Origin of the sequence: Mongoliimonas terrestris (assembly GCF_001927285.1) — a bacterium.
In the GTDB taxonomy this organism is placed as follows: domain Bacteria; phylum Pseudomonadota; class Alphaproteobacteria; order Rhizobiales; family Pleomorphomonadaceae; genus Chthonobacter; species Chthonobacter terrestris.
Window position 1 is genome coordinate 1 of sequence record NZ_MSIG01000021.1, and the last position, 12,826, is coordinate 12,826.

General features: G+C 69.2%; 11 protein-coding genes. 5 read left to right on the top strand and 6 right to left on the bottom strand.

Annotated features, from left to right (window positions below; translation table 11 throughout):
- Positions 1-800 precede the first annotated feature (800 nt).
- The 6 genes from rsmA to BUQ68_RS20305 all read right to left on the bottom strand — a co-directional run bounded on the left by rsmA (position 801) and on the right by BUQ68_RS20305 (position 8,540).
- Positions 801-1,676 carry a 16S rRNA (adenine(1518)-N(6)/adenine(1519)-N(6))-dimethyltransferase RsmA gene (gene rsmA / locus BUQ68_RS20280; RefSeq protein WP_075217852.1) on the bottom strand — a complete coding sequence of 292 codons (876 nt, stop codon included), beginning with the start codon at positions 1,674-1,676 and terminating at the stop codon, positions 801-803.
- Positions 1,673-2,755 (bottom strand): 4-hydroxythreonine-4-phosphate dehydrogenase PdxA, encoded by a 1,083-nt coding sequence (pdxA, locus tag BUQ68_RS20285; protein WP_075217853.1) that lies wholly within the window; start codon positions 2,753-2,755, stop codon positions 1,673-1,675. Before pdxA ends, rsmA begins: the two co-directional genes overlap by 4 nt.
- Positions 2,756-2,773: 18 nt before the next feature.
- Entirely contained in the window at positions 2,774-3,733 is a 960-nt protein-coding gene (locus BUQ68_RS20290; RefSeq protein ID WP_175577869.1) for a SurA N-terminal domain-containing protein, read from the bottom strand.
- A 166-nt stretch (positions 3,734-3,899) separates the two neighbouring features.
- Positions 3,900-6,275, bottom strand: coding sequence for an LPS-assembly protein LptD (locus BUQ68_RS20295; RefSeq protein ID WP_175577870.1), 2,376 nt, complete (start codon positions 6,273-6,275; stop codon positions 3,900-3,902).
- A gap of 1 nt (position 6,276) precedes the next feature.
- Positions 6,277-7,362, bottom strand: a complete 1,086-nt coding sequence (gene lptG / locus BUQ68_RS20300) for an LPS export ABC transporter permease LptG (RefSeq protein ID WP_075217855.1) — start codon at positions 7,360-7,362, stop codon at positions 6,277-6,279.
- Complete coding sequence (locus BUQ68_RS20305) at positions 7,359-8,540, bottom strand: LptF/LptG family permease (RefSeq protein ID WP_075217856.1); 1,182 nt, start codon at positions 8,538-8,540, stop codon at positions 7,359-7,361. The genes lptG and BUQ68_RS20305 overlap by 4 nt, the downstream gene beginning before the upstream one ends.
- Before the next feature lie 312 nt (positions 8,541-8,852).
- Between BUQ68_RS20305 and BUQ68_RS20310 the strand changes: the two genes are divergently transcribed.
- The 5 genes from BUQ68_RS20310 to BUQ68_RS20325 all read left to right on the top strand — a co-directional run bounded on the left by BUQ68_RS20310 (position 8,853) and on the right by BUQ68_RS20325 (position 12,319).
- Positions 8,853-10,349, top strand: coding sequence for a leucyl aminopeptidase (locus BUQ68_RS20310; protein WP_075217857.1), 1,497 nt, complete (start codon positions 8,853-8,855; stop codon positions 10,347-10,349).
- Between the two features lie 228 nt (positions 10,350-10,577).
- Positions 10,578-10,745, top strand: coding sequence for a hypothetical protein (locus BUQ68_RS23910; RefSeq protein ID WP_175577871.1), 168 nt, complete (start codon positions 10,578-10,580; stop codon positions 10,743-10,745).
- 10 nt (positions 10,746-10,755) lie between these two features.
- Complete coding sequence (locus BUQ68_RS20315) at positions 10,756-11,208, top strand: DNA polymerase III subunit chi (protein WP_075217858.1); 453 nt, start codon at positions 10,756-10,758, stop codon at positions 11,206-11,208.
- A gap of 54 nt (positions 11,209-11,262) precedes the next feature.
- Entirely contained in the window at positions 11,263-11,664 is a 402-nt protein-coding gene (locus BUQ68_RS20320) for a rhodanese-like domain-containing protein (protein ID WP_075217859.1), read from the top strand.
- 7 nt (positions 11,665-11,671) lie between these two features.
- Positions 11,672-12,319 (top strand): glutathione S-transferase family protein, encoded by a 648-nt coding sequence (locus BUQ68_RS20325; protein ID WP_075217860.1) that lies wholly within the window; start codon positions 11,672-11,674, stop codon positions 12,317-12,319.
- Positions 12,320-12,826: the final 507 nt, after the last annotated feature.

Sequence of the window (12,826 nt, forward strand, 5' to 3'; positions counted from 1 at the left end):
GGTCCGGCAGAACCGGACCATGACGAGGATGAAGAAGTCCGCACCCGAAGAAGCCGGCAGTCACCCCGGCGAACGCCCGGGCCCAACCGTCCGGCGCATCATCCGCCCCGGCGAACCCGCCCACTCCGTCGGTTGGATCCCGACGTGCGTCGGGATGACGGTTGCGGGTGAGAAGACGGCGGCAGGACACGCGAACCACCGGCCACCCGCCACCCCCGCCCCGATCGTCATGGTCCGCGCAGGCGGACCACCCACGCATTTCGCGCGCGCACCGGGGGAAAGCGTGGCTGGTCCGGCAGAACCGGACCATGACGAGGAAGGAGAAGTCCGCACCCGAAGAAGCCGGCCGTCAACCCGGCGAAGGCTGGGGCCCAATCGTCCGGCGCATCATCCGCCCCGGCGTACCGGCCCACTCCGTCGGTTGGATCCCGACGTGCGTCGGGATGACGGGTGCGGGTGAGAAGACGGCGGCAGGACACGCGAACCACCGGCCACCCGCCACCCCCGCCCCGATCGTCATGGTCCGCGAAGGCGTACCACCCACGCATTTCGCGCGCGCACCAGGGAAATGCGTGGCTGGTCCGGCAGAACCGGACCATGACGATGAAAAGAGAGTTAGCACTCCGGCCGAACCCGCCCCCGGCGTCGCTCCCTCGCCCCTTCACCCCCACCCTCGATCGTCATGGTCCGCGCAGGCGGACCACCCATGCATTTTCGACTGACACCACGAAAAGGCATCCACGGGCCGGCAGAACCGGACCATGTCGGTGTTTGCGGCGATTTTCGGGGACGCCCCCCCATCACCCCCGCCCCATCACCCCATCCCACGCATTGGCGAGCGCCACGAACCCCGCCACGGGCACCGTTTCGGCCCGTTGCGTCGGGTCCAGCCCAGCCGCCTCGCAGAGCACCTGCGGATCCGCACCCAAGCTCTTCAAGCTTTGGCGGAGCATCTTCCGGCGCTGGCCGAAGGCCGCGAGCGTGACTGCTTCCAGGGCGCCCTGGCGACAGGGCAGGGGCGTCGGGCGGGGTTCGAAGTGCACCACTGTGGAGGTCACCTTCGGCGGCGGCACGAAGGCCTTCGGGGAGATGTCGAACATCTGGGTCGCCCGGGTGCGCCAGCCGGTCAGCACGCCGAGGCGCCCATAGGCATCGTCGCCTGCGTGGGCGGTGATGCGGTCCGCCACCTCTTTCTGGAACATCAGTGCCATGGAGGCCCAGCGCGGCGGCCAGGGCTCGCCGGAGAGCCAGCCGATCAGGAGCGGCGTCGCGATATTGTAGGGCAGGTTGGCGACAATGCGCAGCGGCCGGCCGGCTCCGCCCGCGCCATCCCCGGCGCCCAGCGCAACGGTGTCGAGCGTCAACGCGTCGCCCTCGATCACCGTCAGCCGGCCCGGATAGGCGGCCTCGATCTCGGCGAGCGCCGCCATGGCGCGGCGGTCGCGCTCGATCGCCACCACGTGCGCGGCGCCGTTGGCGAGCAGCGCCCGGGTCAGCCCGCCCGGGCCGGGGCCGATCTCCACCACCGTGTGGCCGTCGAGGGTTCCCGCCGAGCGGGCGATCCGGGAGGTCAGGTTGAGGTCGAGCAGGAAGTTCTGCCCCAGGCTCTTCATCGCCTGCAGGCCGTGCCGCTCGATCACGTCGCGAAGCGGCGGCAGGTCGTCGATCTGGGTCATGACGAGCGCGCCACCGGTCCCGGAGCAACACCCCCGCCGGCCTCCTTCGCCCGCGCCACCATGCGGCCGGCAAGCTGGATCGCCGCGATCAGGCTGTCCGGCAGGGCCACGTCCTTGCCGGCGATGTCGAGCGCCGTGCCGTGGTCGGGCGAGGTGCGCACGAAGGGCAGGCCCAGTGTCACGTTCACTGTCTCGTCGAACGCGATGGTCTTCACCGGGATCAAGGCCTGGTCGTGGTACATGGCCAGCACCACGTCATAGGCCTTGCGGGCGCGGGCATGGAACAGCGTGTCGGCCGGGTGCGGGCCGGTGGCGCGGATGCCGTCCGCCACGAGCCGGGCCACGGCCGGCGCGATCACGTCCCGGTCCTCCAGCCCCATGGTGCCGTCCTCGCCCGCGTGCGGGTTGAGCCCGGCGAGCGCGAGGCGCGGCGCATCGATCCCGAACCGGCGTTGAAGGTCCCGCGCCACGATCCGCCCGACGGTGACGATCCGCTCCGTCGTCAGCGCCCCCGGCACCGCGCTGAGCGGGATGTGCACCGTCACCGGCACGGTGGAAAGGTCGGGGCCGGCGAGCATCATCACCGGTTCGGCCGGCTCGCCCGGATAGTGGCGGGCGGCAAGGGCGCCGAGGAATTCCGTGTGGCCCGGATGGTCGAAGCCGGCCGCGTAAAGCGTCGCCTTCTGGATCGGCGCGGTCACGAGGCCGGCCGCGCGCCCCTCCGCCACGTGGCGGACGGCCGTCTCGATCGCCTCCACCACGGCCGGCGCGTCGGCCGGGTCGGGCCGGCCGGGCCGGTCGCCCATGCGGGCGGCGAGCGGCACCACGGGCAGCGCGGTCCGGAAGCAGGCGGTGGCGCCTTCCGGCGTGGTCGTCTCCACCCGCACGCCGATGCGCGCGCGGGCGAGCCGGGAGAACACGAAGTCCGGGTCGGCGAGGAGGTAGAAGGGCGGCAGCCCGGCGTCGTTACGGCGCTCGAAGGCCCGCGCCACGATCTCCGCGCCGATGCCGGCCGGCTCCCCGACGCTGATGGCGAGGGGGAGGGCGGGCCGGCCCGGTGCGGGACTGGAAGGATCCATGGACGGCGGCGATCCGGCTCAGCGGTAGATGATGTTGGACCGCTGGCGCAGTTCGCGGAGCATGCTCTCCGACACCGTCTTGCCCTGGGCGCTCATCTGTTCCGCGTCGAGGCTCGCCGACATGGCGCTCTCGCCGGTGACGGTGATCTTGTCGCACACGGCCAGCATCTCGACGCCCTGGTCGGTGACTTCCGGGCGGGTGAGCTGGCCCTTGCGGGTCTCCTTCACCTGCTCGCGCATCTGGGCCGGCACTTCGCTGGCGAGACGGCGGCCGATGTTGAGCACCGCCACCTCCTTCATCGCCCGCGCGGCCGGCAGGCCCTGCTCGCAGCCGTCGAAGCGGCCGCGCAGCGCCTCGGCCTCGCGGCGGCGGCGCTGGATGTCGCTGTCGGTGCGCTTGGCCGGCAGGGTGAACACCACCCGCTGCAGCACGTAGTCCTCCGCTGTCACCGTGTCGGCCGACTGCTCCTGGCGGCGCATCTGGGCGACGAGGTCGGTCTGCTCCTGGCGCACGTTCTGCTGCACGCGGGCGCGGATGATGCGGCCCCAGGCCATCTGGGCGCGGATTCGCTCGCGCAGCGACTTGATGTTGATGCCCGACTGGCCGAGCGCCTGGGCGAACTGCGACGGCGTCAGCTTGGAGCGCGCCGCGATCTCGGCGATCGCCTCGTTGACCTGCTCGTCCTTGATCGTCACGCCGCGCCGCTTGGCCTCGTTCAGCCGCAGCGAGTCGTCGATCAGCTCTTCCACGGCCGCCTTCTGCGCGGCGCCCGGCGACAGCCGGTTGGCGAGCTGCAGCAGCTTGGCGCGGCTGGAGATGTCCATGGAGGTGATGGCGTTGTCGTTGACGATCACCTTGATGGACGACTGGGCGAGGGCCGGCCCGGCGGGCGGCACCGCCACGGCGAGAAAGCCCGCCATAACGGCAGCGGCGAGGCCCTTCAGGAGGCGCGAGGTCGGAAGAGGAAGTCTCAGCATGGATGGCATCCGTCTCGAAGAGCCGTCGTCCGGCACATCGTCGTCGCGTGATCGGTGGTCGAAGCCGAACTAGTCTCGTCCGGGACGGACCTGTCAAGCCGGACAAGCGGTTATCGGGCACCCGTGGCGGTTTGAAGGCGCACCCCGCGGGATCGGGGCGGCCAGCCTACTGCATCACGTCGAACGAGCCGTTGATGTCGCCGAGGGTGCGGAAGCCGAGCCGCAGGTAGATGGTCCGGTCGGTCGCCTCGCCGGTGGTTCGGGTCTTGTCCTCCGAATAGGCGAGCGAGAAGGAGAAGGCCTCGTCGTCGTAGCCGACGCCGAAGGCGTGGCGGACGAAGTTGTCGTTGCCGATGTCGAACCGCGTCGCGCCGAACAGCCGCCAGTGGGTGTCGAGCCGCAGGCTCGCCGCCGCCTGAAGCTCCGACCGGTCCTCGTCGATGCCGAGCTCCGGCTGCTCGCGGAGGAACGCATAGGTCACCGCCGTCGTCAGCGGCCCGGCGAGCCCCACCACCTGGGCGGTCACCCGGTTCGGGTCGAAAGTCTCCTCGTCGAAACGGGTGCTGGCGCCGAAGAGGAGGCCGCGGCTCGTGTTGATGTTGAGCGAGGCCACATAGTCCGAGGCGTCCGACTCCAGCCCGCTGTCGGCGCCGGTGTCGTAGGCCGTGTCGGTCTGGAACGAGTTGGTGCCGGCGAGGTGGATCGACTGGCCGACCGTGCCGGTCAGCGAGAAGCCGTTGTTGAACTGCGTGGAGTAGCGGAAGCCCACGTTGAGACGGGTGCCGCCCTCGGCGCGGTCGTAGCCGGAGAACTTGTCGTAGTCGAACAGCGAGGTGGCGTCGAACACGAGGCTTTGCGCGTCCTCGTTCGGAATGTCGCCCGTCTCCGTCTCGTTCGGGCGCACGATCAACTGCGCCGTCGGCTCGATCACCGTGGAGCCGATCGCCGACTGGAACAGGATCGGGTAGCTGTACTCCAGCCCCACCGCCGGCATCGCCCGCACCGCCACGTCCCCGTCGCCGAGGCCGAGCGCGCTGCCGTCCTCCGGCGCGGTGAAGAACACGTCGCCGCGCACATAGGCGAACGGCGTGAACACCTGGCCGAGGCCGTCCACCAGCCGGCGTCGCCAGAGCGCGTCGACGGAGGCGCGGGTGAAGGTGCCCGCGGCCCCGCGCAGGCGCGTGTCCGGACCGGTCTCGAACTCGAAGATGTCGTCCTTGGCCCGCGTCAGGCTCGTTACGTTGCTGCGCACGGAGAACTCGCCGCCCGCCACCGGCTCGTCCGCGTAGATCTCGTGGTCGATCACCGGGTGCACGACCGGCTGCTTGGCCTGCAGCGACACGTCCTGCTCCGGGGCGCCCGCCTCGTTGCTGTCTTCCTGCTGGACGAAGAAGCCGTAGGCGTGCGCCTCGAACCGGTTCCGCCCGTCGACGCCCTCCAGGAACACGTCGTTGACCGCCACGTCGTCGTCCGCTTCCGGACGGTCGTAGTCGTCGAAGAAGGAGCGGTCCGTGGCGACCGCCAGGTCCCAGCCCCATGTCCACCGATCGTTGATGGTGAATTTTCCGGTCGAGGAGAAGGAGCCCCGGTAGAGCCGGTTGCCGGAGGTCTCCTCGAACGCGGTCGGGTCGCCCTGGCGCAGGCCCGCGACGCGGATCGAATAGGCGCCGTTCACCACCCGGTGGCGGAACTCCGCGTCGAGCAGCACGCCCTGGTTGGAGTAGAAGCCCGGCGAGAAGGTGACGTCCATGTTGGGCGCCAGCGCATAGAAGTAGGGCGCCACCACGCCGACGCCGCGGTCGCCGTCATAGCTCGGGCGCGGCGCCAGGAAGCCGGACTTGCGGCGCACGGTCGGGTCCGGCGCCGTGAAGGCCGGCACGTAGGCGATCGGCACGCCGAGGAATTCGAACGTGGTCTGGCGGAAGGTGATCGTCCGCTCGCCCTGGCGGTGGATGATGCGCTTGGCCTTGATCTGCCACACCGGCTTGCGCCCGGGCACGCCGTCGCAGTCCACGCACGGCAGGTAGATGCCGTTCTCAAGCTCCGTCACGTCGCCTTCGGTGCGGCGGGCGCGGTCGGCGTTGAAGGCGGTGTTCTGGGCGGTCACGATCTGCAGCGCGTCGATCACGCCTTCCCGGAGGTCGTCGGTGAGGTCCAGCGCCTCGGCCCGCACCACGGTGCCGGCGGCGTCGGTCAGCTCCACCCCGCCGGAGGCGCGGACCCGCTCGGTGCGGCTCTCCACGTCCACCCGGTCGGCCACCAGGGTATAGTCGCCGTAGTAGATGACCACGTTGCCGACGGCGGCGATCGTCTCGTCGTCGATGTCGTAGATGAGGGTGTCGGATTCCACCAGCATCCGGCCCTGCTCCTCGCCCGCCGGGACGGCGAGGCCGGAGAGGGACGGCGCGGCCGGCGCTTCCTGGGCGCGGACAGGGGCGGGCACCGGCGCCGCCATCAGGAGCACGAGCGCAGCCGGCGCCACGCCGGACAAGGTCCGGGCAAGCGTCGAGGCCGACAATCTCGTACGGACGCGATTCTGCAACTCAGCCATCCTCCCGGTGCAGCAGGACTGTCGACCCCATGAGGCTTGCCACCACTGCCGGAGCCCAGGCCGCCAGGGCTGCCGGAACCAGCCCTTCGCTGCCTAAATCGCGAGCGATTTCAGTGACGACATAAAGCACGAAGCCTGCGCTCACGCCACCGAGAATCATTCGCCCCACGCCACCCGACCGGGACAGGCCCAGCGACACCGTCGCGGCGATGAGAACCATCGAGGCGAGCAGCAGCGGTCTCGCCAGGAGGACATGAAATTGCAAATTAAATCTATATGGAGGTAATCCGGCAGCCGCCGCCTGGTCGATTGTTTCCGGCAGCCGCCAGAAGGAAACCGCCTCCGGGGCGGAAAGCCGGTCCCGGACCTGGTCCGCGGTCAGCGACGTCGGCAGGCGGAGTTCCGGCAGATTTTCCGGCTGGCCGGAAATATCTGTGGAAATGACCGCCGAGAGCAGCCACTCGTCGCCCTGCAGTTCACCCACCACCGCCTCCACGCGGCGCGTCAGCCGGCCCTCGGTGTCGAACAGCCAGAAGGTCGGCTCCAGGATCATCCGCCCCGCGTCGCCGATGCCGCCGACCCGCATCACCGCCTCGCCCTCCGCCGTGCGCTGGCGCAGCCACGTGTCGCTCGCCGTGTCGGCCAGGAAGGAGGCCACCGAGCCGAAGCCGGTCGCGATCCGGTCCGACTGCACCTTCATGGCGGTCGCCATCGGGTTGTAGACGACCGTCGCGAAGAGGCCGATGCCGAACGCCACCACCAGACCGGGGAAGGCGAACTGCCACACAGAAAGGCCCGCCGCCCGCGAGACGATCAACTCGGAGCGCCGCGACAGGCTGAGGAAGGCCCCGATGGCGCCGAGGAGCACCGCGAACGGCAGGATCTGCTCGGTCACGAGCGGGATGCGCAGCGCCGAAACCGCGAGCGCCCCCGGCAGGGTGAAGTTCTCGTTGTCGCTGTTGGAGCGGATCACCTCCAGCACGTCGATCAGGAAGGCCAGGAAGCCGGCCCCGAGGAAGAGGCCGAGAATCCACTTCAGGAAGAGCCGCCCGTAGTAGCGCTGGAGCGTTGTGATCATCCGCCGCTCCCCGCCTTCACGGTGCGGTCTGCGAGCACCCGCGCGCGTTCGGTCATCCGGTCCAGCGGGTCCGCGATGAAGGCCGGCAGCGCCGGCTGGCGCCCGGTCAGGATGGCGAATCCGAGCACGGCGAGGAGCCCCAACGGCACGGCCCACACCAGCGGGATGAAGGCCGCGTTGGAGGCCGCGAAGCCCGCCACCAGGAAGCCGGCGATCCGCACCAGCGTCGCCGTGAGCAGCGCGCCCGTGACGGCCGCCGCCCGGCCGCCGCGCGTCGTCCGCGGCAGGCCGAGAAAGAGCAGCACCGCCAGCACCATCACCACCGGATAGAGCCCGACGGTCAGCCGGTTGTGGATCTCCGCCTGGAACTGGTCCTCCCGCCGCGCCCGGAACGGGTCGTCCCTCGGCGTCGCCAGAAGCTGCAGGATGGTGCGCTCGTTCACCTGATAGGGCCGGTCGTTGCCCTCCGGCTGCAACTCGGACAGGTCGAACCCGTAGGAGCCGAACGCCACGAAGGTGGACGACTGGTCCGCCCGGCGGGTGCGCTCGATGGTGCCGTTCTCCATGACGACGAGGCTGCGGCCGAGCGCCTCCACCACCCGGCCGCGCTCGGCCGTGTAGGTGAACAGGAACTCCGGGTCGCGGCTGTCGTAGATGAAGAGCCCCTCCAGCGATCCGTCGCCGGCCCGGTTGCGGATGTGGAAGGTGAAGTTCTCGTCGATCTCCACGAAGCGGCCCGGCTGCAGCACGTTGGCCACCACGTCGGCGCGGATCTGGTTGGTCATGTCGCGCAGCGTCTGGAGCGACTGCGGCCCGGCGAACAGCGAGATGAAGGCGACCCAGATCCCGACGATCAGCCCGAGGCCCACGAACGGCCACGCCACCTGCCGGTGCGATCCGCCGGCGGCCGTCAGGGCGACGAGCTCGCTGTCGGAATGCATGCTGGAAAGCACCACCACCATGGCGATGACGAGCGCGAACGGCGCCACGACGGTCGTCAGGAAAGGCACCGCCAGGAAGGTCATGCCCAGATAGGTGACGATCGCCTGTCCCTTGGCGGTGACGAGATCGAACCGGCGAAGCGCCTGCGTAACCCAGACGATGCCCGTGAGGGTGGTCAGGACGGCCAAAAAGACCAGACCCGTCCGCAGGAACATATGCGTCGCCAGTTTATGCATCAGATAGACTGCATCCGTCGGGCGGCAGACCGCCGGGCCGCCGGGCGGGATCGCCGAGGCAGCCCTGCTCTTGTCTCTTGTCCGCCTTTGCCGGCGCAAGAGGGTTCTTGCCGTCGCCGACGAGACGCGCCACCTTGTGGCCCCACCGACACGCCGCTCCCTCCTTGAGGAAGCGGAGGGCAATGTATTTTTCGACGATCCCGAGGATCGGCCCGAGGACCGGCGCCGTATCAGGGTCTCCGACCAGACAAGAACCAGGACGGGCTCCGCCGCACGGCACATGCCCGCCACAGAAAGGCTGACGTCCCACCCATGGCATCGCAACCCACCTTCTCCTTCGCCAAGCCCGCCGTTCCGGAAACCGGCGTGGCCGTCCTCTTCGTGGACGGGGACAACAGCTTCGGGCCGATCGGCCGGCAGATGCTCGAGACGTCCGGCGGCACGCTCGGCCGCGCCCTCACGGCGGCGGCCTTCAAGGGCAAGGCGCAGTCCATGCTCGACGTGGTGGCGCCTGCCGGCCTTGCCGCCGACCGGGTGCTGGTGGTCGGCCTCGGCGGTCTCGACGCCTTCGACGCCGCCGCCGCCCTGAAGCTCGGCGGCGTCCTCATGGGCAAGGTCAAGGAGATGAAGGCCGCGGCCGTCACCGTGGTGCTGGAGCGCCCGGACGGTGCCGCCTTCGAACCGGCGCTCGCCGCCGAGATCGCCCTCGGCATGCGCCTCCGCTCCTACGACTGGGACAAGCACAAGACCAAGAAGAAGGACGACCCGGCCCCCGCCGCCGCCGTCACCTTCGCCATCGAGGAGAGCGGCAAGGCCAAGAAGCTCTGGGCCGGCCTCTCCGAAGTGGCGGCGGGCGTGGAGCTTGCCCGCGACCTCGTCAACGAGGCGCCGAACATCCTCGGCCCGGTGGAGTTCGCCGACGCCGCCAAGGCCCTGGAGGCCCAGGGGCTCGAGGTGGAGATCCTCACCGACAAGGACATGAAGAAGCTCGGCATGGGCGCTCTCCTCGGCGTCGCCCAGGGCTCCGAGCGGCCGGCGCGCCTCGCCATCATGAAGTGGAACGGCGGCAAGGCGAAGGACAAGCCGCTCGTCTTCGTCGGCAAGGGCGTGGTGTTCGACACCGGCGGCATCTCCATCAAGCCGGCGTCCGGCATGGAGGACATGAAGGGCGACATGGGCGGCGCCGCCGCCGTCATCGGCCTGATGCGCGCCCTCGGCGGCCGCAAGGCGGCGGTCAACGCCATCGGCATCCTCGGCCTCGTGGAGAACATGCCGGACGGCGCCGCCCAGCGGCCCGGCGACATCGTCACCTCCATGTCCGGCCAGACCATCGAGATCATCAACACCGACGCGGAAGGCCGCCTCGTCCTCGCCGATGCGCTCTGGTACGCCCAGGAGCGGTTCAAGCCGGTCTTCATGATCGACCTCGCCACCCTCACCGGCGCCTGCATGGTCGCCCTCGGCACCCAGCACGCGGGCCTCTTCTCCAACGACGACGCCTTGTCGGAGAAGCTCGCCAGCGCCGGCCTCGCCTCCGGCGAGAAGGTCTGGCGCCTGCCGCTCGGCCCCGAGTACGACAAGATGATCGACAGCCGCTTCGCCGACATGAAGAACACCGGCGGCCGCTACGGCGGGGCCATCACCGCCGCCCAGTTCCTGAAGCGCTTCGTCAACGACACCCCCTGGGCCCACCTCGACGTCGCCGGCACCGCCATGGCCTCCGCCGACACCGAGATCAACCGCTCCTGGGGCTCCGGCTTCGGCGTCCGCCTCCTCGACCGCCTCGTCCGCGACCACTACGAGGGCTGAGGGCAGACATCGAGGGGCTCTGCCTCGTCCTCCTCTGCAACCGCCAAATCCCTCCCCCTTGCGGGGAGGGTCCGGCCGAAGGCCGGGGGAGGGGTCCACACCACCATCCCACCACCGCCCGACGAACACATACAAATATCCGAAAATTTAACGCACCTCTGGCTCAATCCGGCGGACAGCGGCGGGGCAGGGCAGGCCTCGTCGTCATGGCAAGCGGGGGCTGCCGGCATGCGTCTCGTCCTGAAGATCCTCTTCATCGCGGTGGTGAGCTGGTTCATCGCCATCACCCTCGGCCGCGCCTTCACCGGCCGCCCGCCGACCCTCCTCTCCGCCGTCACCGGCGCCATCGCGGTCGCGGCCGTCATCGTCTTCCTGGACAGCCAGTTCGGGTGGTAGAACGCCCGCCATGACCGAGGTCCTCTTCTATCACCTGGACAGCCGCCCCCTGGAGGCGGTGCTGCCGCCGCTGCTCCAGAAGACCCTGGAGCGCGGCTGGACCGCCGTGGTGCAGGCGGGGTCCGCCGAGCGGGTCGAGGCGCTCGACACCCACCTGTGGACCTTCGCCGACGAGAGCTTCCTGCCGCACGGCACCGGGGCCGACGGCTACGCTCCCGAGCACCCGATCTTCCTCACCACCGACGACGCCAACCCGAACGGCGCCGCCGTCCGTTTCCTCGTCGACCGGGCGCCGCCGCCCACCGACGCGAGCGTCTATGAACGTCTCGTGCTCGTCTTCGACGGCAACGATCCGGACGCGCTCGCCGAGGCGCGCGTGGCGTGGAAGGCGCTGAAGGAAGCGGGCCATGCTGTCACATACTGGCAGCAGACGGCTCGTGGCGGCTGGGAGCGCAAGGCCTGAGACAACAGGAGCGCGACAAGGGGCTACAAGCACGCGACAAGGGAGGCTACATCCATGCCCCAGACCATACAGAAGGGCTACAAAGCACTACTGTCGGAGGCTGAATCGGCCATCGACCGGCTGACGCCCGAAGAGGCGATCGCCCTTCACGGGCGGGACGACGTGGTCTTCGTCGACGTGCGGGATATCCGCGAACTCGAACGAGACGGGCGGATTCCGGGCGCCGTCCACGCGCCCCGGGGCATGCTGGAATTCTGGGTCGATCCGGAATCTCCCTATCATCGCAAGGTCTTCGCCGAAGACAAACGGTTCGTGCTGTTCTGCGCAGCCGGCTGGCGCTCGGCGCTCGCGACCAAGACCCTGCAGGACATGGGCCTCAAGCCCGTCGCCGATGTGATCGGCGGCTTCGGTGCCTGGCGCGACGCCCACGGCCCTGTCGATCCGCCCAAGGAGTGATGTCTTCATGAAGATCGTGATCGCAAACAAGAACTATTCCACCTGGTCGCTCCGCGCCTGGCTCGTCCTGGAAGCGAGCGGACTGCCCTACGAGGAAGTCCTCATCGATCTCGATGCGCCGGATACCGCCGACAGGATCGCCGAATACTCGTCGGCCGGGCGCGTCCCGGTGCTGATCGACGGTGACCTGACGATCTGGGACTCGCTCGCCATCGCCGAATACCTTGCCGAAAAGGCGCCCGCCGCCGGCCTCTGGCCGTCTGATCCGAGCGCCCGGGCGGTCGCCCGCGCCATCACGGCGGAAATGCACGCCGGCTTCCAGGGCCTGCGCTCCCACTACCCCATGAACATCCGCCGCGCCCCCGCCGAGCGCGAGCCAACCCCTTCTGCCGCAAAGGATATTTCCCGCGTGCGGGAAATCTGGCGCACCACCCGCGCCCGCTTCGGCGGCACCGGCGACTTCCTCTTCGGCCCCTTCACCATAGCGGATGCCTTCTACGCCCCCGTGGTCAGCCGATTCGAAACCTACCGAATCCCGGTCGGCGAAATGGAAAGCGCCTATATGGACGCCGTCATGGCCTATCCCCCGATGAAGGCCTGGGCCGACGCCGGCCGCGCCGAGACCTGGGTGGTGCCCTCCGACGAAGTCGACTGATCCGCCGCGATCCATCCGATTCCCGTTCCGCGTCAAGGGGATGGCCCGTTCCGCCGTCAGCGCTTCCGGATGCCCTTGCAGTAACTCGGCCGGTTCGATCCATCGCCAACCCCCGGCAGTGTTCTGCACCTGTCGAAGATCGTCGAGGGGCGGGAGCGCTCGATCGGGACGGTCTCCGGACTTTCCACGCCGCTTTCGGGAATCGGTAGAGAATTAAGCGGTCTGGCGTCGCTTGGACGGTAAACCGGAACGTCCGCGCCCGAAGGCGGCGTGCGCAGTGGCAAAGTATCCGCAACAGCCGGACCCTCGGGGAACATACCAATGCACAGCACTGCCGCCAGCAGGCGAACCCTCTGGTGACGGGCTTTATATTCAGAGGTCATATAAAACCAACCTTTCATGATTGAGCCGGATAACGGAAGTCGGCGTGATTTCATCGGGTTTGACTATCAGTCCAGTGGCGAATTCTATTAGTGATTCTTCCAGTTCAGCCTTGCATTGACAGAG